At 71.6% G+C, this 20,757-nt stretch carries 22 protein-coding genes; 10 read left to right on the forward strand and 12 right to left on the reverse strand.

The features are described 5' to 3' along the window. The first annotated feature begins 190 nt into the window (after nt 1–190). Entirely contained in the window at nt 191–712 is a 522-nt protein-coding gene (locus J2X55_RS01145) for a hypothetical protein (protein ID WP_309821551.1), read from the forward strand. An 82-nt stretch (nt 713–794) separates the two neighbouring features. Next, nucleotides 795–1,067 (forward strand): hypothetical protein, encoded by a 273-nt coding sequence (locus tag J2X55_RS01150; RefSeq protein WP_210075910.1) that lies wholly within the window; start codon nt 795–797, stop codon nt 1,065–1,067. On the opposite strand, the gene J2X55_RS01155 is transcribed toward J2X55_RS01150, so the two are convergent. The 6 genes from J2X55_RS01155 to hemQ all read right to left on the reverse strand — a co-directional run bounded on the left by J2X55_RS01155 (nt 1,068) and on the right by hemQ (nt 6,185). Continuing rightward, the gene (locus J2X55_RS01155; protein WP_309821552.1) at nt 1,068–1,199 is read right to left on the reverse strand and encodes a hypothetical protein; all 132 of its coding nucleotides are present in this window, start codon (nt 1,197–1,199) and stop codon (nt 1,068–1,070) included. A 76-nt stretch (nt 1,200–1,275) separates the two neighbouring features. Then, nucleotides 1,276–2,616, reverse strand: coding sequence for a glutamate-1-semialdehyde 2,1-aminomutase (hemL, locus tag J2X55_RS01160; protein ID WP_309821553.1), 1,341 nt, complete (start codon nt 2,614–2,616; stop codon nt 1,276–1,278). Nucleotides 2,617–2,723: 107 nt separating this feature from the next. Beyond that, nucleotides 2,724–3,707 carry a porphobilinogen synthase gene (gene hemB, locus J2X55_RS01165; RefSeq protein ID WP_309821554.1) on the reverse strand — a complete coding sequence of 328 codons (984 nt, stop codon included), beginning with the start codon at nt 3,705–3,707 and terminating at the stop codon, nt 2,724–2,726. Next, nucleotides 3,704–4,519, reverse strand: a complete 816-nt coding sequence (locus tag J2X55_RS01170; RefSeq protein ID WP_309821555.1) for a uroporphyrinogen-III synthase — start codon at nt 4,517–4,519, stop codon at nt 3,704–3,706. The genes hemB and J2X55_RS01170 overlap by 4 nt, the downstream gene beginning before the upstream one ends. After that, nucleotides 4,516–5,517 (reverse strand): hydroxymethylbilane synthase, encoded by a 1,002-nt coding sequence (hemC, locus tag J2X55_RS01175; RefSeq protein WP_309821556.1) that lies wholly within the window; start codon nt 5,515–5,517, stop codon nt 4,516–4,518. Before hemC ends, J2X55_RS01170 begins: the two co-directional genes overlap by 4 nt. Beyond that, nucleotides 5,514–6,185 carry a hydrogen peroxide-dependent heme synthase gene (gene hemQ / locus J2X55_RS01180; protein WP_309821557.1) on the reverse strand — a complete coding sequence of 224 codons (672 nt, stop codon included), beginning with the start codon at nt 6,183–6,185 and terminating at the stop codon, nt 5,514–5,516. The genes hemC and hemQ overlap by 4 nt, the downstream gene beginning before the upstream one ends. 137 nt (nt 6,186–6,322) lie before the next feature. Between hemQ and J2X55_RS01185 the strand changes: the two genes are divergently transcribed. Beyond that, entirely contained in the window at nt 6,323–7,111 is a 789-nt protein-coding gene (locus J2X55_RS01185) for a DUF4239 domain-containing protein (RefSeq protein WP_103208060.1), read from the forward strand. A 188-nt stretch (nt 7,112–7,299) separates the two neighbouring features. Here J2X55_RS01185 and J2X55_RS01190 read toward each other — a convergent pair whose 3' ends face one another. The 5 genes from J2X55_RS01190 to hemE all read right to left on the reverse strand — a co-directional run bounded on the left by J2X55_RS01190 (nt 7,300) and on the right by hemE (nt 11,038). After that, a complete protein-coding gene (locus tag J2X55_RS01190) occupies nt 7,300–7,578 on the reverse strand; it encodes a hypothetical protein (protein WP_115916837.1) in 279 nt (92 codons plus the stop codon). Continuing rightward, nucleotides 7,568–7,978, reverse strand: a complete 411-nt coding sequence (locus J2X55_RS01195) for a phage holin family protein (protein ID WP_309821558.1) — start codon at nt 7,976–7,978, stop codon at nt 7,568–7,570. The genes J2X55_RS01190 and J2X55_RS01195 overlap by 11 nt, the downstream gene beginning before the upstream one ends. 3 nt (nt 7,979–7,981) lie before the next feature. Next, entirely contained in the window at nt 7,982–8,383 is a 402-nt protein-coding gene (locus J2X55_RS01200; protein ID WP_181906402.1) for a hypothetical protein, read from the reverse strand. Nucleotides 8,384–8,495: 112 nt separating this feature from the next. Then, nucleotides 8,496–10,004 (reverse strand): protoporphyrinogen oxidase, encoded by a 1,509-nt coding sequence (hemG, locus tag J2X55_RS01205; RefSeq protein WP_309821559.1) that lies wholly within the window; start codon nt 10,002–10,004, stop codon nt 8,496–8,498. Next, nucleotides 10,001–11,038: a uroporphyrinogen decarboxylase gene (gene hemE / locus J2X55_RS01210; RefSeq protein WP_115917510.1), complete on the reverse strand. Its 1,038-nt coding sequence runs from the start codon at nt 11,036–11,038 to the stop codon at nt 10,001–10,003. Before hemE ends, hemG begins: the two co-directional genes overlap by 4 nt. Before the next feature lie 100 nt (nt 11,039–11,138). Here hemE and J2X55_RS01215 point away from each other — a divergent pair, with 100 nt between their 5' ends. The 7 genes from J2X55_RS01215 to J2X55_RS01245 all read left to right on the forward strand — a co-directional run bounded on the left by J2X55_RS01215 (nt 11,139) and on the right by J2X55_RS01245 (nt 16,124). Further along, nucleotides 11,139–12,470 carry a glutamyl-tRNA reductase gene (locus J2X55_RS01215; protein ID WP_115917512.1) on the forward strand — a complete coding sequence of 444 codons (1,332 nt, stop codon included), beginning with the start codon at nt 11,139–11,141 and terminating at the stop codon, nt 12,468–12,470. Between the two features lie 294 nt (nt 12,471–12,764). Further along, nucleotides 12,765–13,079, forward strand: coding sequence for a hypothetical protein (locus tag J2X55_RS01220; protein ID WP_309821560.1), 315 nt, complete (start codon nt 12,765–12,767; stop codon nt 13,077–13,079). A 92-nt stretch (nt 13,080–13,171) separates the two neighbouring features. After that, nucleotides 13,172–13,747 (forward strand): HhH-GPD-type base excision DNA repair protein, encoded by a 576-nt coding sequence (locus J2X55_RS01225; protein ID WP_115916829.1) that lies wholly within the window; start codon nt 13,172–13,174, stop codon nt 13,745–13,747. Between the two features lie 122 nt (nt 13,748–13,869). Continuing rightward, nucleotides 13,870–14,595, forward strand: coding sequence for a hypothetical protein (locus J2X55_RS01230; protein ID WP_309821561.1), 726 nt, complete (start codon nt 13,870–13,872; stop codon nt 14,593–14,595). A gap of 2 nt (nt 14,596–14,597) precedes the next feature. Then, a complete protein-coding gene (locus J2X55_RS01235) occupies nt 14,598–14,921 on the forward strand; it encodes a hypothetical protein (RefSeq protein WP_210075881.1) in 324 nt (107 codons plus the stop codon). 43 nt (nt 14,922–14,964) lie between these two features. Further along, nucleotides 14,965–15,678 carry a hypothetical protein gene (locus J2X55_RS01240; RefSeq protein WP_210075879.1) on the forward strand — a complete coding sequence of 238 codons (714 nt, stop codon included), beginning with the start codon at nt 14,965–14,967 and terminating at the stop codon, nt 15,676–15,678. An 8-nt stretch (nt 15,679–15,686) separates the two neighbouring features. Then, entirely contained in the window at nt 15,687–16,124 is a 438-nt protein-coding gene (locus J2X55_RS01245) for a hypothetical protein (RefSeq protein WP_147302377.1), read from the forward strand. Nucleotides 16,125–16,185: 61 nt separating this feature from the next. On the opposite strand, the gene J2X55_RS01250 is transcribed toward J2X55_RS01245, so the two are convergent. Next, complete coding sequence (locus J2X55_RS01250; RefSeq protein ID WP_309821562.1) at nt 16,186–20,670, reverse strand: SCO7613 C-terminal domain-containing membrane protein; 4,485 nt, start codon at nt 20,668–20,670, stop codon at nt 16,186–16,188. Nucleotides 20,671–20,757: the final 87 nt, after the last annotated feature.

A 20,757-nucleotide genomic window follows, 5' to 3' on the forward strand; every position in this document is an offset into this window, starting at 1 on the left:
TTGATTCTGAAGCAGCCGCGTGCGCCTTCGTCTTGGACGCGATTCGGAGAAGCCGTCGACCGGGTGCGCCTCTTGACGCAGCGGAAAGAGCCAAATCCGAACGAATCAACCGCGATACGGATCGAGCCTTGCGACGGTCGCTCGGTCTTTAGGTCCGCGCCAGCACACAACGGAAAGGAGAGAGCCTCCGATGGTCAATGCCGCCGAAGCCGCGCGGAGTTTTCTGAGCGCTCTCGAGAAGCTGCCCGCTCACACCGGAATCGTCTTCCACGGCCTCCCGTTCATCCCTCAGCTCACACCTGCCCGGTGGACCCGCGGCGTCACCGCCACGAGCGAGGACCCGCGCATCGCGACAGAGAACTTCTCCACCCCCGCGACCGCCGCCATCGTCAGCCGCACAGGACGCCAGATCGTTGCCTTCTCCGCCCACCCCGCTGAGCAGGAGGTCGTCCTGCCTCCCGAAGTCGTCCTTCTCGAGGTAGCGCGCACCAGTCTCCCCGACGGCCGTCCCGTGGTGATCGTCGAACAACTCGCGAAGCACGATCCGACCAGTAACCTCCCGCCGACCCGCAACGACCTGATCACTCTGGTGAACGAGGTACTGAGGTCGGCGCAAGCCCTCGAGCCAGCACCGGTCACCACCCCGGGCAAGTTCGTCGAACCACTCTTCTTCCTCGACGACCGCGCCGCAGAGAACTCGAGCACCTCGTGAGCGAGGTGGTCAGCGCGCCCCTGCCGAGCACAACGCCAAGGGAACAGTGGGTTGCCCCGGTGAGTTCAGCGAAGGACGCACCATGACCTCCCTCGACACCGCCCTCACCGCCTACATCTGGGCCGACGGCTCCGCCGTCCCCGGCCGGCATCCCGAATCCGTCCCCGACCGAGCCCTCCGCGACCGTGTCGAGGGCCTGATCGAGCGAATGGATGCCGTGACCCCCGGCGCCGACGCCACGGATCTCGCGGCGTGGGCCGACCGCACCGTCCGCGCGATAGCGAGCCAGTACGGCGACGTCGGCGAGGCCGGCATCCGGGCCCTCTCGGCCCTGCTCAGCTGGACCTGGCGCTGATCAGACCTGACCGCGCGGGCACGGCTGCCAGGTCGCACGACGGCGCCGCGGGGCCATGGAGGTGGGCCACCACGACGCGAGTCGCGACAGCACCGACGAGAAGGCGGTGGGCTGGGGCCGTGCGGGGAGCATGACTCCAGCCTCTCGACCGGGCCTGCCCCCGCGCATCATCGCAAAGGACGAAACGCATCCCCCTCGGGGATGATCCCTACTGCGCGAGCAGCGTCGGATCCAGCGCTTCGGCCGCCGCTTTCGCGGCCACGGGCAGCGCCTCGAGCACGCGACCGAGAGCGACCTCGTCGTGCGCCGCCGTGAGGAACCACGCCTCGAACACGCTCGGGGGCAGCGAGATGCCGGCATCCAGCATCGCGTGGAAGAACGGCGCGTACCGGTACGACTGCTGCGTGAGCGCGGTGGCATAGTCGCGCGGCACGTCGGGGAGGAACGCGACGCCGAACAGCGAGCCCGCGCGCGGGACGGCGTGCACGACGCCCTCTGCCGTCAGTGCGTCATCGAGCGCATCGGCGATCTGCGTGGCCGCGGCGTCGACGGCGGCATACACCTCGGGGGTGGCGAGCCGGAGCGTCGCCAGACCCGCGGCGACGGACAGCGGGTTCCCCGACAGCGTTCCCGCCTGGTACACCGGCCCCAGCGGCGCGAGGTGGTCCATGATCTCGGCGCGACCGGCGAGGGCTGCGAGCGGCATGCCACCACCGATGACCTTGCCGTAGGTGAGGATGTCGGGCAGATACCGCTCGCCCTGCGAAGCCTGCAGACCCCAGAACCCGGCGGGGTGCACGCGGAAGCCGGTGAGCACCTCGTCCATGATCAGCAGGGATCCGTGGCTGTGCGCGATGTCGGCGAGCGCGGCGTTGAACCCGGGCAGCGGCGGGACGACGCCCATGTTGGCTGAAGCGGCCTCGACGATGATCGCCGCGATGTTCTCGCCGTGCACCGCGAAGACCTCGCGCACCGCGTCGAGGTCGTTGTACGGCAGCACGAGCGTCTGCGCGGCGATCGGCGCGGGAACCCCGGCCGAACCGGGCAGCGCGAGCGTGGCGACCCCCGAACCGGCCGCCGCCAGCAGCCCGTCGGAGTGCCCGTGGTAGTGCCCGGCGAACTTGATGAGCAGATCGCGGCCGGTGACGCCGCGCGCCAGACGGACCGCCGTCATGGTCGCCTCGGTACCGGTCGACACCAGGCGCACCTTCTCGATCGGCTTCAGATCGCCGACCTGCACGCGCTGCGCGACGAGGTCGGCCAGCTCGACCTCCGCTCCGGTCGGAGCGCCGAAGGACAGACCTCGGGATGCCGCGGACTGCACCGCCCCGACCACCTCGGGGTGCGCATGGCCGAGGAGCGCCGGACCCCATGAAGCGACGAGATCGACGTACTCACGACCCGCGGCATCCGTGATCCGCGGGCCGGACGCCGACTGGACGAACCGCGGCGTTCCGCCCACGGAACCGTACGCGCGCACGGGCGAGTTCACGCCACCCGGGATGACGTCCTTGGCGCGGGCGAACCACTGGTCGTTGAGATCGGTCATGGCATCCATTCTTCCGGGCGCCCCCGCGTGAGGGGTCGAAAAGTGTCGCTTCGGCGCCGCCTGGGCGAGAGAAATCGACCCCTCACGCGGGGAAGGGTCGGGCAGGCTCAGAGCTCGGCGCGCAGCCAGCGGGCGGCCTCGACGGCCCAGTACGTCAGGATCGCGTCGGCGCCGGCACGGCGGATGCCGAGCAGGCTCTCCATGATCGCGCCCCGTCGGTCGATCCAGCCGTGAGCGGCGGCAGCCTCGACCATCGCATACTCGCCCGACACCTGGTAGGCCCAGACCGGCACGTCGACCGACGCCTTCACGTCTGCCAGGACGTCGAGGTACGGCAGGGCCGGCTTGACCATGACGACATCGGCGCCCTCTTCGACGTCGAGCAGCGCCTCGCGTACTCCCTCGCGGCCGTTGCCGGGATCGAGCTGGTACGAGCGGCGATCACCCTTCAGCTGCGAGTCGACGGCCTCGCGGAAGGGGCCGTAGAACGCGCCCGCATACTTGGCCGAGTACGCCAGGATCAGGGTGTCGGTGAACCCCTCGGCATCCAGCGCCTCACGCACCGCACCGACCTGGCCGTCCATCATTCCCGACAGTCCCAGCATGGCCGAGCCCGCGCGCGCCTGCGCCAGACCCATCGCCGTGTAGCGATCGAGCGTCGCGTCGTTGTCGACGGCGCCGTCTTCGCGCAGCACGCCGCAGTGGCCGTGATCGGTGAACTCGTCGAGACACAGGTCGGTCTGCACGACCACCGCGTCGCCGACCTCGGCCACGACGGCCTCGGTGGCGAGGTTCAGGATGCCGTTCGGGTCGTCGGCCCCGGAACCCACCGCGTCACGCGTCTCGGGCACGCCGAAGAGCATGACGCCCCCGATGCGCTGTTCGGCCGCCTCGGCCACCGCACGCCGGAGGGAGTCGATCGAGTGCTGCACGATGCCGGGCATCGACCCGATCGGACTCGGCTCGGTGATGCCCTCGCGCACGAACAGCGGCAGGATCAGCTGGGAGGGGACGAGGTGCGTCTCTCGGGCGAGACGACGGACGGCGGGGGTGCGGCGCAGGCGCCGCGGGCGGTGCTCGGGGAAGCTCATGGGGTCGATTCGTCGGTGTTCAGGGGGAAGCGGGCGACGGCGTCGATGAGGGAGTCGACCGTCTGGGTCTCGGCCACGACGTCGACGCTGAGCCCGGCGCGCTTGGCGTCCTTGGCGGTGCGCGGGCCGATAGCCGCGATGACGGTGGATGCCGGAACCTCGGGGAACTGCTCGACGACCTGTTCGGCGACCGAGCCACTCGTGACGAGGATGGCGTTGATGCGCCCCGACTGCACGTCGCCGGCGATCTTCTCGGTGACCGGAACGCCCACCGTGCGGTAGGCGACGACGCTGCGCACGTCGTGTCCGGCCTCGATGAGAAGGCGAGTGAGCACCGGCTTGGCGATCTCGCTGCGGAGCGTGAGGACCTTGCGCGGCTCGGTCTCGAGCTCGATCATCTGCTCGGCCATGCCCTGGGCCGAGTTGTCGCGTTCGGGCACGAGATCGACGTGATAGCCGACGGCCTGCATGGCGGCCGCCGTGGTCTCACCGACGACCGCGACCTTCGTCTCGGAGGGGATCACCGCCTTGTAGGCGTACAGCACGTCGACGGTGGTGGCGCTCGTGAGCGTCAGCCAATCGAAGGCCCCGGCGGCGAGATCGGCGAGGGCCTCGTCGAGCGTTGCCTGGTCGTTCGTGGGGGCGAAGTTGATCAGCGGTGCGATCACGGGCACGGCCCCGAGCTGGCGGAGGCTGGCGGCGACGCCGTCGCCCCAGGGGCCGCCTCGCGGCACGAGGACGCGTCGACCGGCAAGGGGTTTCGGCACGCTGCCCGTCGAGGGGCTCGGCGTGTGCTGATGGCCTTCGTTCATGTGGTCGACTCTCGTGGTACCAGATCGGCCGCCCCGCGTTCGAGCAACCGACGCGCGGCGTCTTGGCCCGCTCGCGTCGCTTGCGCGATCGGTCCCCCGTCGTCGGCAGCATCCGCTCCATTGCCACTGCCCGTAGTGTCCCCACCATACCCCGGGTCGAGACGCACCGTCCGGTCGATGCCGATCCTTTGCGACCCGTCGAGCGCGTAGACGACCGCGCGCAGACGCAGGTCGCCCTCGGCGAGCGAGGCGTGCGTGCCCACGGGTGCGCTGCACCCGGCATCGAGCGCCGAGAGGACGGTGCGCTCGGCGGTGATCGCCACGCGCGTGAGCTCGTCGTCCAACGGCGCGAGAGCAGCGTAGATCTCGGGATCGATGTCCTCGCGGGTCTCGACGGCGAGCGCCCCTTGCCCGGGCGCGGTCGGCCACTCCGACAGACCCAGCTCTTCGGCGAGAAGGCCGCCGAGGTCTCCGCCCAGCCGCGAGATACCCGCGGCCGCGAGGATCACGGCATCCAATTCTCCGTCGCGCACCCGCGCCAGACGCGAGTCGACGTTGCCGCGGATGTCGCGGATGTCGACGCGGGGGTTGTGGCGAAGGGCCTGAGCGATGCGGCGGGGCGACCCGGTCCCCACACGCGCCCCCGGGGCGAGCGAGCCCAGCGGGGTGCCGTCACGGGTGACGACCACGTCGCGCGCGTCCGCCCGTGCGGGCGTGGCCGCGATGACGAGACCCTCGGGCTGCTGCGTGGGCAGGTCTTTGAGCGAGTGGACGAGGAAGTCGCAGCGATCCGCCGCGAGAGCCTCACGCAGACCGTTGGCGAACACCCCGCGCCCGCCCAGCTGCGACAGCGAGGCGCGGTTGACGTCGCCCTCCGAGACGATGGGCACCAGTTCGACCGGACGACCGGATGCCGCGGACACGGCGTCGGCGACCATCTGCGACTGGGTCATCGCCAGGTTGCTGCGGCGAGTGCCGAGGCGCAGGGGCGCGGTCACTGAAGGATCTCGGGGATCTCGTCGAGAGTGACCAGCCGACCGGTGTAGAACGGCACCTCCTCGCGCACGTGGCGACGGGCCTCGGTGTACCGCAGGTCGCGCATCATGTCGACGAGATCGGTGAGCACGTCGGCCTCCATGGGGAGGAGCCACTCGTAGTCGCCGAGGGCGAACGAGGCCACGGTGTTGGCGATGACGCCCTTGTACGCCGAGCCCTTCTTGCCGTGCTCGATGAGCATCTCGCGGCGCTCGGCCTCGGGCAGGAGGTACCACTCGTAGCTGCGCACGAAGGGGTACAGGCACAGCCACTGCTGCGCCTCGATACCGCGGAGGAAACCGGGCACGTGCGAGCGGTTGAACTCCGCGTCGCGGTGCACGCCCATCGCGTTCCAGGTGGGGAGCAGGTTCTTGAGCAGGTCGGTGCGGCGCAGGCGGCGCAGGTCGCGCTGGAGCGCCTGGGGGTCTTCGCCATACAGCCAGACCATGAGGTCGGCGTCGGCGCGCAGGCCGCTCACGTCGTAGAAGCCGCGCACGGTGACGCCGTCGGCCTCGATCAGCGAGACCAGGTCGGCGAGTTCGGTCGCGTCGGTGGCGGTGACCGCGTTCTCGGGATCGCGGTGGAAAACCGCCCACAGCGTGTACACGGAGGAAGAGCTGTCGTCGGGCATACCTCCAGTCTCGTCCGGTCGGGGCGGCGGTCCAAACCGGTTGACTCACCGACGAACCACCACCACGTGCGCACGCCGCTCCCCCGTTGGTACTGTGCGACGACGGCGTCGGAGGACGTCGAGCGAAAGGCGTGCCGATGTGGTTGTACGACCTCCCCATGTACCTGGGGCTGCCGCTGTTCATCGTCCTCGTCGTGGGCGGCTCGTGCGCGATCCTGCTGGCGCTGCGGAAGTGGGTTCGCCGGGCGGCGCCTCGCGGTGAGGAATGGGACCGCGTCCTCAGCTACGCGGTCGGCGTCTACGGCGTCTTCTACGGTGTCACCCTCGCTCTCATCGCCACGGCGGCGTACAGCAACTTCACCGAGGTCGACGGCGTCGTTCTCGAGGAGTCGTCGTCGCTCGCCTCGCTGTACCGCACCGCGGCGCTCCTCCCCGACCCGCAAGGCGACGAACTGCAGGCTCAGATCACCCAGTACGCCCGCAACGTCATCGACCTGGACTGGCCCCGACAGCGGCGTCTGGAGATTCCCGCCGAGACGGATGCCAACGTCTCGGCCATGCAGCGGGCGATCGGCGCCGTGCAGCCCACGACGGCCGCCGAGACCCTCTACGTTCAGCAGTCCCTCGATCAGTTCCAGCTGCTGGTGGAGAACCGCCGCGACCGCATCGCGCTCACCCACCTCGCGCTGCCGAGTGTGCTCTGGATCGTGCTGGGCGTCGGCGCGGTGCTCAACGCGATCCTCCTCGGGCTGATCGAGGTGCGGAACCTGCGGGTCCACCTGTTGATGTCGAGCATGCTCGCGCTGTTCGTGGCCCTGTTGCTGTACGCGATCGCCGGGTTCGACCACGCCTACGCGGGCCCGATCGCCGTGACACCGGAGTACTTCGAAGACCTGTTGAAGGGTCTCTTCGCGAACGAACCGTAGGCGGGGCCGGGCGTTGGGCCACGGCATCCGCTCATGAACCGTCCCGCGGAGACCACGGCCGACACACCGCGGCAATGCCCCTCGTACCGGCGCGTCGCGGACGAGGTCCGCAGGACGGCCGGGCTCGGGTAGCGGGAGCGACGAAGCGGCCCGACCCCCGGGAGGGAGACGGGCCGCTTCGGACGATTTCAGCGCGTGTAGGCGCGGACGATGCCCCAGACGGCCAGGCCGACGAGCGAGGCGACGCCCGCGACGGCGGCGGCAGCAGCGCCGGGGTTCTGCTGGGCCTTCCGGCGGACCTCGTGCACCTTGCGGTCGACGGCTTCGCTCGCGCGACGCGGGGCGTTGGCCTTGACCTCGATGGCGGCCAGAGCGGCCTTGAGCTCGGCGCGGGCCGACTTCACCGGGTCGGTGATGCCCAGGGGCACCGCCGTGCGCGGGACGGGGACGGGACGATCAATACTCATCGCGGGCCTCCTTCACGATGCGGACGTCTTCGGAGATGGCCTTGCCGGGGTTCTCGCGCTTCGACAGCTTCTTGAAGCGCAGGTAGCCCAGCAGGGCGAGGATCGCGGTGATCACGATCATCACGCCGAACACGACCAGCGCCGACAGCCAGACGGGCCACCACGACGACAGCCCCGCGATCACGAACGCGAAGAAGACCGGAACGGCCCAGAAGACGACGATCAGAGCGCCGACGAACCAGCCGGCGCCGATCCCGGCGTCTTTCGCCGTGCGCTGCGCCCACGCCTTCGCGCCGTTGATCTCGGCGACGACGAGGTTGCGCACCAACTCGGGGATGTCGCCGATGAGGGTGAACAGACTGTCGTCGGAACGATCGCGGAATCCGCGCGGAGTGGTCATGCGTCAGCTCCCGGACGAGGTGGAGCCGCTCTTGGCCGCCTGCGCGCGCGTGGTGGCCGCCTTCTCCGCCTGCTTGGCGTCGTCGACGGAATCCTCGACGACATCGGCCACCTCGTGGGCCGACTGCTTCGCGGCGCGTCCCGCGCGCTCGGCGCGCTCCTGCACGGTGCCGGAACCGGACGCCGCGCCGGTGACCGACTTCGCGCCCTTCCACACCACGCCGGGGACGGACTTGAGAGCGGAGACGCCGAACGCCTTCACCTTCTCGACCTGTCCCTGAACGACGGGCTGGTCCCAGACCTTGCCGGCCTGAGTCTTGATCTGCTCGTACCGGTCGCGGCCTGCGCGTGCACCGAGCACGTAGCCCGCCACGAGTCCGACGACGAGTGCTGCTTTGCCCCTCATGGGGTCTCCTCACGCTCGATCCAGTGCTGGTCGAATCTCACAGTAGTCACGTATGCCGCGATCGGCATCCACCCTTGACAGGCGGCGCGGCATGGTCGAGTGGCTATCGCGGTCAGGTGGACCAGAGCGCGTCGCTGCGGACGCGGTCGGCCTCGTCGCGGGCATCGGGGATGACCTGGGCGAGGCCAGTGCCCGAGATCCACGCACCGGTGGCCCCCAGTCCGGGCACCGCGCGCACGGCGCCCCGCGCGGCAGCGGTCTCGGCCGCCCGCCCGATGGTCGCGGCGGGCTGCGACTGCACGTAGCGCACCCGATGGGCATCGCGCAGAGCGGATGCCGACAACTCGACGCCGAGCATCGCCGAGGCCTCCGACAGTGCCAGGGCTGCAGCCGCTTCGTCGTCGAGGGCCGCGGTCGCGGGCTCTTCGCCCTGTGCTCCGAACGAGACGCGCACGACGTGGATGCCGGGCTCGGCGGCATCCCGAACCCAATCCCACTTCGCCGTGGAGTGCGTGAGCGCTTTGGCGACGTGGCTTCCGGGAACGGTGAGGACGCCCGTTCCGCGCGGAGCCGGGTCGAGAGCGGGGGCGTGGACGACCAGGGTCACCACCTCGACGACCGGGGCGACCGGGTCGCCCACCTCGAGACCCGGCACGACCGGCGCCAGCAGTTCGCGCGCGGGCCCCTCGGGGAGGGCGACGATCACGGCCCGCGCGGGCAGCGGCTCGTCGTCGGCAGAGGTCGCGACCGTCCAGCCGTCGTCCGTCCGGGTCAGAGCACGGGCGGAGACCCCCGTGCGCAGCTCGACGTCGCTGTCGCGCAGGCCCGCGACGAGGGCGTCGACCAGGCGGGACATGCCCCCGGCGATGCCCTCGACGGCGCCGCCCGGGGCGGGAGTCTTCGCGGCGCCGTCCGAGACGACGGGAACGTCGGATGCCGGGGCGTCGGCGGGACGCGCGGCGGCACGGCTCGCACGCAGGTCGGCGACGGCGCCCGTGAGCGACCCGGTCCGCGTGAGCGCGGCGTTCAGACCCGGAGCCGCCAGGTCGATGTCGATGTCGTCCGGGCGGGCCGAGTAGACCCCGCTCGTGACCGGGGCGACCAGTCGGTCGAGCACCCGCGCGCCCAATCGCGATCGCACGAGCTTGCCGAGGCTGTGCGCGTGGCCGATCGTCAGCGGCGGGCGGAGCCGATCGAGGTACGCGCGCCATGAACCCGACCAGCCGATGACACGTCGTACGTCGGGCGCGAAGGGATTGTCCGGGATGCCGAGCACCCCGCCCTTCGGCAGCGGCGCCGCCCCGACTCCCGGGACACCCGCGACCCACGCGCCCGCGGGGTTCGGCGAGACGATGTCGTCGGACAGGGCGAGCTCGTCGAGGAGCTTGCGCACGATGCCGCCGCGGGTCGCGAAGCTCTCGGCACCCACGTCGAGCGTCATCCCGCCGACCTCGGCGGTGCGCAGGACACCGCCGAACACCTCTGAGGCCTCGAGGACCGTGACCTGCAGGCCGACCTTCGCGCACTCGCGCGCGGCGACGAGACCCGAGATGCCACCCCCGACGACGACCACGCGCGTCTCGTGCGCGTGGCGGACGAGACGGTCGAGGGGCTCGCTCACGCGTCTTCGCCGTGTGCGCGGGCGACGATGCGCGTCAGCACCTCGGGGTCGGCGTCGGGCGGCACGCCGTGACCGAGGTTGAGGACGTGCGCGCGCGCCGCACGACCGCGGGCGAGGACGTCGTCGACGTGGGCGGCGAGGACGGGCCACGGGGCGCCCAGCAGGGCCGGATCCAGGTTGCCCTGCAGCGTCACGTCGGGGCCGACGATCGCCGCTGCCTCATCGAGCGGCATCCGCCAATCCACACCCACCGCGTCGGCGAGACCGCCGAGGCGCATGTCGTCGAGGAAAGCGCCGGTGCCGACGCCGAAGTGGATGCGGGGCACCTCGATGCCCTCGAGGGCGGCGCGCGAGTGCGGGGCGATGAACTCGCGGAACGTCGCGGGCGACAGCGAACCCGCCCACGAGTCGAAGAGCTGCACGGCCTGCGCGCCGCCGGCGATCTGCGCGTCGAGGAAGGTACGCGAGACCTTCGACAGCCACCCGGCCAGGCGATGCCACGACTCGGGGTCGGCGTGCATCATGCCGCGGGCGCGCAGGTGCTCCTTGCTCGGCCCGCCCTCGACGAGGTAAGCGGCGAGGGTGAACGGAGCGCCCGCGAACCCGATGAGGGGAACAGCGTCGTCGAGCTCGGCGGTCACGCGCCGGGCGGCTTCGCGCACCGGCTCGGCCGCCGCAGCGACGGCGTCGGGGTCGATCGCGGTGATGCGCGCGACGTCGTCGGCGGTACGCACCGGGTCGGCGAAGACCGGGCCCCGGCCGGGTTCGATCACGACATCGACACCGGCCAGGCGCAGCGGCACGACGATGTCGCTGAAGAAGATGGCCGCATCCACCTTGTGGCGGCGGATGGGCTGGAGGGTGATCTCCGCGGCGAGATCGGGGGTCAGGCACGCGTCGAGCATGCGGGTGCCGACGCGGAGCTCCCGGTACTCGGGGAGCGAGCGCCCCGCCTGACGCATGAACCACACCGGCTGCCGCTCGGGACGGTCGCCACGGAGGGCACGGAGCAGGGGCGCGTCGAGGGAGGCCATGGCATCCATCCTTCCATCCGCCCCTGGGGAACGTGCGGGATGCCTTGACGTCGAAGGGCTCCCCGGAATACCCCGGGGAACGCGGGCGTAGAATATGTACGTGCTGCTGTGCGTCAGCGCGAGTCACAAGACCGCGTCCTTCGATCTCCTCGAGCGGCTCAGCGTACCCGCGACACCCGTCGCCCCTCTGATCGCCGAGCACGACGAGTGCGTCCAGGGTGCCGTCGTCGTCGCGACCTGCAACCGCTTCGAGGCGTACGTCGACATGGACGAGCCCGTCACCGCCGCGGTCGCCCTGGGTATCGAGGCCACCCTCGCCGCGATCGAGTCCGCGACCGGTGTGCCCGCCAGCGAGCTCGAAGGCTCGTACACCGTCCTCGGCGGCAGCGACGTGGCCGAGCACCTGTTCTCGGTGGCATCCGGTCTCGAATCCGTCGTCGTCGGCGAGGGCGAGATCGCCGGCCAGGTGCGCCGCGCCCTCAACGAGTCGCGCCAGCTCGGCACCACGTCCGCCGAGCTCGAGCGTCTGTTCCAGCGCGCGTCCGAAGCCCAGCGCGGCGTGAAGAACTCCACCGCGATCGGTCGCGCCGGACGCTCCCTCGTGCGTCTCGGCCTCGAACTTGCCGACAGCCGTATCGCCGACTGGTCGACCCAGCGCGTGCTGCTCGTCGGCACCGGCGCCTACGCCGCCGCGACCGTCGCCGCCCTGCGCGACCAGGGAGCAGAAGACATCTCGGTGTACTCGCCCTCGGGCCGCGCCGCGAAGTTCTCGATCAAGCACGGCTTGCGCGCGGTCTCGGCGGAGACCTTCCCGAGCGCCGTCGCCCACGCCGACCTCGTGATCACCTGCACCACGAGCGAGAACCACGTGCTCAGCGCCGCGACCTTCGCCGCGGGGCGCGGAGCGTACGAGACCGCCGTCGACGACGCCGCGGGCGTCTGCCCCGTCGATCACACCGCGCGCCGACTCGTGATCGACCTCGGCCTCCCCCGCAACGTCGACCCCGACGTCGCCACCGTGCCGGGCGTCGACCTGCTCGACCTCGAGACCATCCGCCTGCACGCCCCGCTCGAAGAGCTGCAGGCCACCGACGCCGCGCGCGACCTCGTGCGCGACGCCGCGCGCCGCTTCGCCTCGGTCGGCGAGCGCAAGAACATCACCCCCGCCGTCGTGGCCCTGCGGGCGCACGTCTTCGGCGTGCTCGATGCCGAGGTGGCCCGCGTGCGCGCCCGCGGCGACGAGGGCGGTCAGACCGAGCAGGCCCTGCGCCACCTCGTCGGGGTGCTGCTGCACACGCCGACCACCCGGGCGCACGAGCTCGCCGAGACCGGCCGCGCCGACGAGTACATCGACGCCCTGTCGGCACTGTTCGGCATCGAGGTCGCCGACCCCGCGGCCGCCGAGCGTCGCGACATCGCCGACGCGGGCTGAGGCTTCAGCCTTCGCGCGCTCACGCGCGCGGGTGTGACCTCGCGCGGGTGGGCGTGTCCGCCTGAGCTGAGGAGGAGGATCCGCGAGCGGAGGACCGTCAGCGGGGCATCGACCCTCCCCTCCCAGAATCTCCTCCCTCGAGCAGGCTTCCGCGCCGCGGCATGCGCCCCGCGGGCAGCAAGGAAAATCCGCGAACGGAGGACCGTAGGCGCGGCATCCGTCCTCCCGTCCCGCAGTCTCCTCCCGCGAGCGGGCCACCCCGCCGCCGCACGCCCCTCGGGCAGGATGGATGCCGTGAGCACACCGGCATCCGAGGTCTATGTCGTCGCGGGGGAACGTCGGCGCGGCAACGCTCCGCGGTGGGCGGCGACACTCGTCCTGGGACTGCTGCAGGTCGAAGAAGACGCACCGTCAGTGTCGGAGACGGTGATCCGCCGGGTCGACGGATCGCTGGTGAAGCGGCTGAAACCGGGCAGCATCTCGCACTTCGAGAGGCAGATCTCCGAGGTCACCGCCGACGTCGGATCCATGGATGCCGTGCCCTTCGCGCGGAAGTGGATAGCCGAGCCCGACGCGGCCGCGGCGGGCGGCGAGACGGCATCCGGCTGACGTGTCGGTAGTCCCCTGACGCCGGCTCGTCAGCGAGATCCGGTCTCGCGATGACGCCGTCCGCCCGCGGGCGGACGCGCGAGAATGAACGCATGAGCCTGCGCATCACCGACGACCCCGCCGCCGACGAACTGCTGTCGAGCAACCCGCTCGCTCTGCTGATCGGCATGCTGCTCGACCAGCAGGTGGCGATGGAGACCGCGTTCGCGGGACCGCTCAAGATCCAGGAGCGGACCGGATCGATGGATGCCGGCGCGATCGCGCACCAGGACCCCGACGACTTCGCCGCCGCGTTCTCCCAGTCGCCCGCCGTGCACCGCTACCCCGGGTCGATGGCGGGGCGCGTGCAAGCGTTGTGCGCCGCGATCGAGCAGGACTGGGGCGGCGACGCCCAGAATCTCTGGACTCGCGACGACCCCGACGGCACAACCGTGCTGAAGCGCCTGAAGGCGCTGCCCGGCTTCGGAGAGCAGAAGGCGAAGATCTTCCTCGCCCTGCTCGGCAAACAGCGCGGCTTCGACGGCGCCGGATGGCGCGAGGCCTCGGCCCCCTACGGCGAGGAGGGCTCGTTCCGGTCGGTCGCCGACATCGTGAGCCCGGAGTCGCTCGCCAAGGTGCGCGAGCACAAGCGGGCCGCGAAGGCGGCGGCGAAAGAGGCCGCCGGCTGAACCGGCCCTTCGATGAGGGTTCTCTCATACGGCTGGCCTTGGCCTCCGTCTCTGACTAGGTTGGAACGCTGTGAAGGTCCGGCCAGGGGCGGTCGACCTGTGCGGCCAGAGGTGGGGGGACCATGTCGACAGATGACGAGCGGCTTTTCGCGCTCCATGACGAGGTGACGCGCAAAGCGGACCAGATGAGGGTCGCGCTGGGCGCCGACACCACAACCGTGACCGAGGACCCGCATCGTCAGATCGCCGTACGGTGGGCCGACGATGTTCCCGAAATCGAGATCGGAACGTTCTGGCGCACGGCCATCGCCCCCGACGAACTCGCCACCGCGGTGCTCACGACGGTCGGCACCGCCGCCCTCGAACGGCTCGGCGCGTGGAAGCAGGCCTTCGGCTCCGAAGCGCCGACGGTACCCACCCGCTCCACGCTGACCGCGACGCGCACCGGCGGCGAAATCGACCGCCTCATCGAAGACGCCGACGGCGACGCCCTGCACCGCAATGTCAACCGTTTCCTCGAGGACTACTCCGAGCGTCTGCGACAGAGCCTCGACATCGTGCGGGAGCGCGCCTCGCGGGCGACGACCGCGAGCGATCGCGGGGGCCACGTGCACGTGGTGCTCGGGCCGGCCAACGACCTGCGCGAACTCGAGTTCGACCGCGATTGGCTCCGCTCCGCCGCCGGCGAGGAGGTGACCTCCGCTTTGCGCGCCGCCTTGGCGAACGCGCGCGCAGCTGCCCAGGATGACACCCCGCAGGGGCTGTTCGCGGGAACCCCGCTCGACGTCTACGCCACCGAGCTGGCCGACCCGGTCGAGCTCGTCCGTATGCTCACCCGAGGGGAGTAAACATGGCCGATCCGAATCAGATCGCCGTCGCGGCCGACGCGTTGCAGGGCGACGCCGCCGTCTGGGACGAGGTGGGCGAGAAGCTGTCCACTGCGGCGAACGCGGTCGCGAATCTCCGCTCCACCGACGCCGTGTTCTGTTGGAAGGGCGACGCGCTCTTCGCGAGCTACGGAGCGGTCGTCGACGCGGTGAGCGCGTACCTACGCGACGGCTCCGCCACAGCGACGGCCGGAGCCACCGAATTGCGGAACGTCCGGGAGCTATACCTCCGAAACGAGGAGGACATCGTCAGCACGACCACCGGTCTCTGGGAAGCGCAGTACTGACAGACAGCTCCCGACACGGTCGGGGCAGCAGCAGGAGGAGCACATGACAACGGTCACCGGCGGCTCGACCACCCCCGAGTGGGGCGGACTCGTTCGCGACATCGAGCGTCACCTCGAAGAGGCCCGTTCCACAGTCAACAGCATTCTGGCGAGCGTCCCCGCTGCCTTCCGCTGGGCCGCGGACGCGGTGCACGACGCCTGGAACTGGCTCATGGACCGGGCGGATGAGCTCTGGCAGGTCATCAGCGATCCCTATCGCCGCCCCGGCGATCGCGCCGAGCTGCGATCGATGATCGGCCGGTGGCGCACGGACGCCGCGTCGGAGTTGGCCAACCTCACCCGTCGGATCGATCCCAACTCCCTCGCCACCGACGACGAGTGGGCGGGTAAGGGCGCGCAGAAGTATCAGCAGGCCGTCGCCGCGCAGCGCACCACGCTCACGGGGTTCGAGTCCGCCATCTCGACCCCGGTGACCGCCTCGCTCGAGAAGCTCGCGGGCGGCCTCGACGTGTTCACGACGCTCATGTACACGACCCTCGGCACACTCATCGGCGGACTCATCGCCGGGATCGGGTGCCTGGCGGGCATCGTCACCGCTCCCGCGGCGATCATCGCGATGGTCACCGCGATCGCCGCGGCCCTCGTGCAGATCATCAGCGCCAACGTCCAGCTCGACAACGCGATCAGCGCCGCACAGAGCCAGATCGACGGCGTCGCCGAGCGCGCGACCGCCTGGCCCGGGTTCGCGAGCCAGTGAGCGCCGACGTGAAGACTGCGATTGCCCGCTCCGCCCTGTGGCGGGGCATCATCGCCGCCGTCCTCGTAGCCATCACCCTCGTGATGCTGCTCGTCGCCCTCGACGTGTGGGTCGGCTCGATCGGCGCGGCCTTCCTCGCCCTGCCGGGCAATCTGCTCGTCACGGTGCTCTTCGCCGTCGTGGCGGCCCGTTCGTTCGTCCTCGCCCGCCGGGGTGCGCAGACCGAACGCGGCGCGTCCATCGATCGAGCGCTAGTCCTGGTCTCCCTGATCGTCGGCGGCTTCATGCTGGTGCTTCCGGCGTGCACGGTGTTGGGCGACCCCGGCGGGATCGCCGTCGCGATCTACGCGGTGGTGATCACCGCCATCCTCGTCGTCCTCTGCCGCTCAAACTGGCGGACGCCGTCGTCGAGCGCCCCCCTCGCCTCGCACGGTCCGCTCATCTGACACCTCGGCTCCATCGGAGGGCGCGGGCAGGCTCCTGGCGTGAGCGCCAGAGGCACGGGGCTCAGCGGAGCGCGCGGATCGCCAGCGCCACCGCCTTCACCTCGCGGATGCGACGCTCGTACGTCGCCGCGATCACGATGAGGAGCACACCGGCGATACCCAGCCACAGCCACCAGAGGCCGGAAGCACTCTCGTAGAGCGAGGTGATCCACGGCCAGAGCTGGGCGACAGCGTGGAGGATCAGCACGATCCCGCCCAACAGCACGGGAGCCTGCCCGCGGAACCGCGCGCCGACCAGCAACACCGCCAGGGCGACGACGCCGAGGGCGAGGATGCGCCACAGCGCGTTGCCGCCGGAGAAGTCGAACAGCAGTGAGGGGATGAGCAGCAGCGCCAGACCGACGCCCAGCGCGGGCCAGGTGCGCAGCTCGGGACGCAGACGCAGCGCCCGGATGCCCTGGACGAGCAGCGCCGCGGCCAGGGGTACCGTGGCCGCCTCGACGGGGTCGGCACTGCCGAGCACGATGCCCAGGAGGGCGAGGAGGGCCGACAGGCCGATCGCGGTCCATCGCACGATCGGACGGCTCCACCAGAGCCCGAGGGCCAGGATCGCCAAGAGAGTGATGACCAGACGCAGGGGGCCCTCACCCGTGGCCGAGAGGCGGGCGGCCGTCAGGGCGACGGCGACAGCGGGGGCGGCGATCGCCAAGGCGGTGGGCACGGAGGCCGGAACGTCCGGACACCGCAGACGCACGAGAACCGCGACTCCGACGAGCGGGAGCGTCGCCGCGAGCATCCACACGTCGAAGAGCGCGGCGGAGAGCTCGTGCAGGGCACGGAGGGCCGCCGCGACCACCAGGCTCAGCGACGCGACCGCGATCGCCGGGGGCGCCAGCGGAGCGAGCGCGTCGCGGAGCACGAGGATGGCGACGACCAACACGGCGATCGCCACAACCGTGACGCCGATCGTGCGCACCAGAGACGCATCGGCGAGCACCGCCGAGGGCAGCAGGCCGACCGCCAGACCTCCTGCGGCGAACAGCACCGGGGCAGCAGCAACCGGGCGACGGCGGTCGACGACGGCGGCGGCGATCCATACGAGGGCGAGAGGGACGGTCGCCCACTCGATGGGCCGGACATCCGCGCCCACACCGACGAGGGCGACGAGGGCCGCCCCGGAGTGCGCGGTGATCGCGAGCGGCACCCCGACCAACGGGTGGCGCACACGCAGCGCCGTGACGCCGACCGCACCGAGCAGGACCACCGCGGCCACCATGCGCACGATCGGACCGGCGTCGACGGCGACGAGCACGGTCGACCCGAGCGCGAGAAGCGCCGCGGCCGCCACGACCGTGTGCCGAGCCGACGGCGGTGCCCACTGCGCGGGACGTCGCGCGACCCCGACCGCCGCCGCACCGATCGCGACAGCGGCCACCAGCAGGAGGAGGTCGCCGACACCCACGCCGCCCCGGGCCGCGGCGTGGAGGAGCTTCAGCGCCGTGAGGAGCACGAGGGAAAGAGCCCCGGCGGCGCCCACGGCGGCGGGGAGCTCGTCGGGAGTGCGGGGAGGGCGGATCCAGGCCCCGGCCAGGAGAACGGCGACCGAGACGACGGCCACCACGAGGACGCGCGCGAGGTCGTCAGGGGCGGAGAGGGCGCTGGGGGCGAGCGCGACGGTGGTGCCCGCGGCAGCGATCACCGCGGGTCCCGCCACGGAACGGCCCGCGACCAGACGTCGAGCCCGTTCCTGACCGGCGGCGATGGCGAGGACCGCGACGCCGACGGGCACGGTGAAGAGCTCGACGGTGTCGGTCTGCTGCCAGACCAATCGCGTCCAGAGCGCGAGGGTGCCCAGGATGAGGGCGAGCCAGATGAGGTGTCGGCGCGGGCCGCGAGAGCGGAACAGACCGTCGCTGTCGGTCGCCCACAGCACGACGGTGACCGCCGCGAACAGCAGCGGGACCCACCGGACGCCCTGCGACGGGACGACGACGATCGACAGAGCGGCCACGAACGCCGTTCCGACGTCGACACAGGACCGGGTGGACGGGTCGTCACCGAGGAAGCGCAGCGCCCCCGCGGCGATGACCAGGGCGATCGAGGCGTAGACGATCGCCGGCACAAGAGGCAGAGCGTCGATGAGTCGGAACCCGGAACCCGCCGCCCCCGCGACGAGCAGCGGCGTCATCAGCGCCGCGACAGGCCGCGCGACGCGCCACGACCGATACGGCGGAGTGAGGACCGCCGCCGACGCGCCCGCGGCGACCAGCGCCGACACGAGCATCCAGACCTCGGACGTGGTACCCATGCGGAACAGCAGCGCGGGGCCCGCGACCACCACGATCACCGCGAGGGCGGCGACCGCTCCGGCGCCTCGCTGAGCGTCGCCGAGACCGAATCGTCGAGCGAACGAAACCACGACAGCGACGAGAGACAGGGATGCCACCGCGAGCGCAACCGTCAGCGGGGTGGCGCCGTCGATGGCGACATCGGCGCTGGCGCGCAACGCCCCCGGAACGAGAAGGGCGCTTCCGGACAGGAACAACACGACCGCGACCGTGGACGGCACCCGGAGACTCGCATGCGCGCCGGCGACGGCCGCGAGCACGGCGGCGACCACGACGGTCGCCAGTCCCCACGCGAGCGGCGACGAGAACGACAGCAGCCATCCCGCCCCGAGGGCGAGGGAACCCCCGATCGAAGCGAGGGCGATGTCGCCGCGACGGCGACGCAGCACGATGACGGCGACCACGGCGAGCACCAGGTACCAGGCGACGACGAGGACCAGGACGCGCAGCTGTGGCCCCGCGAGCAGAGCGACACCCGCCGCAGCGATCAACGCGGGCGTCCGGCGATCCGCCCACGCCCCCGACAGGCGCCAGACCGCGGCGGCGAGACCGACGATCGCGGCGAGCGCGATTACCGCGGCGGTGCTGGTGGCATCCGGGATGCCGATGTCGAGCGCCGCGCGATCGAACACGAGGGCTGCTCGTGAGAGGAGGGCACCGACGGCCGTCGACGCCGTGATGAGCGGGAGGATCGCGGCGACGCCCGCGGCGATCGCCGCCGCCAGGGATGCGACGACGACGGTCGTGCGACCCAGGCCGGCGCCGACGCGACGGGCAGCGGTGTCGAGAGCCAGCGCGATGGCCGAGGCGACGAGCACCGGCACCGTGACCGCCAGGGTGGCGTCCGCCGCGCGGACCACCGTGGCCGCGATACCCACGCCGACGACGATCACCGCCGCCACAGCGGCCGTCGGCGCCAGGGTCGCATCACCTCGACGGGCGAACGACCACGCGTGGAGGGCGAGGACGAGGGCGCCCACGCCGCCCAGGACGGCCGGGGTGGCCGTGATGCGCGGGTCGACGATGAGCGCGGCGGTCAGCGCGACGACCGTGCCGAGGCCCGCAAGGCCCCGGACGACGGCGATCTCGACGGCCAGCTTCGGGCGGGGTGCCCGCCCGAGGAGCGGCGCGAGGGGTGCCGCGAGGGCGACGAGCAGCAGGGTGAGCCCCCAGGCGTACCAGCCGAGGGCGGCGTCGCGCGTGAAGATCCCGGCGACGAGCATCGCGGGGCCGACGGCGAGGGCGACGACGGCGACGGAGAGCGGGGCGCGCAGGCGTGACAGGCGCGCCCACCCGACGAAGGCGGCACCCGCGATCACTGTCGTCGCGCCCCAGTACACGCTGGGTTCGAGGCTGGCCGCCCCGCCCAGGTCGTTGGCGCGAACGGCCCAGACGTCGAGCGCCACGAAGGCGATCCCGAGCAGGGCGATGCCTTCGGCGGTGGCGCCGAGACCGCGCCGGCGAAGCAGCGACGCCGTGGCGATGATCGCCGCGGTGACGAGTCCGATGACGATCGAGCGCAGCACGAGGCCGCCGCTGATCCACGCGACGGTGAGGAAGAAGGCCGCCGCGACCGCGAGCAGGACCACGCCCACCGACAGGAGGAAGACCTGGACACTGGAGCGACGGGGCTTCGACGACTCCGTTGGGACGGGTGCGATCGGCGCCACCGGAGGGCCGCCGGCGAACGGGGGCGTGGCGGGGGGTGCGACGAGCGGTCCCGGAGCGATGGCGGGCACGGACGGCGGCGTGAACGTCTCGTCCGCGACCGTCACGGGGACGGAGGCGGGTAACGCGGGGATCGAGGCCGGTGCCGTGGGGGCGGAGGCGGGTGCCGCGGAGGCCGTCATGACGGGGTCGCTCGCCGGCGTCACCACGGGGGGCGGCAGCACCGGGTGGAGCTCGGACGCCGGGGCAGCCGGCATCCGCTCCTGTTCTGCGCGGACGGCCGCGGCCTCGGCTTCGCGATGCACCCGCAGGAGGACGTCGGCGCGCTCGTCGACGAGGGCGACGATCCGCTGCGAGAGCTCGAGCACCTGGGCGGTGCGCGCATCGGTGAGATCCAGACCGCACGACGCGCACGGCGAGACGGTGATCGTCGCGAAGCACGAGGGGCAGCGCGACGTGTCGACGAGCGCACCCGGCCCCGGCGGCCACGCGAACCCGGAAAGGCGTGCCCCATCATCGACTTCCGTCATCGTGCCCCCTCGGCGCCGGTCGTCACCCCAGGCTAGCGAAGTGCCGTCGCCTCACCAGGTTGTCCACCGCTGCCCCTCCTCCCCAGG

This window comes from Microbacterium sp. 1154 (genome assembly GCF_031455375.1).
Classification (GTDB): Bacteria; Actinomycetota; Actinomycetes; order Actinomycetales; family Microbacteriaceae; genus Microbacterium.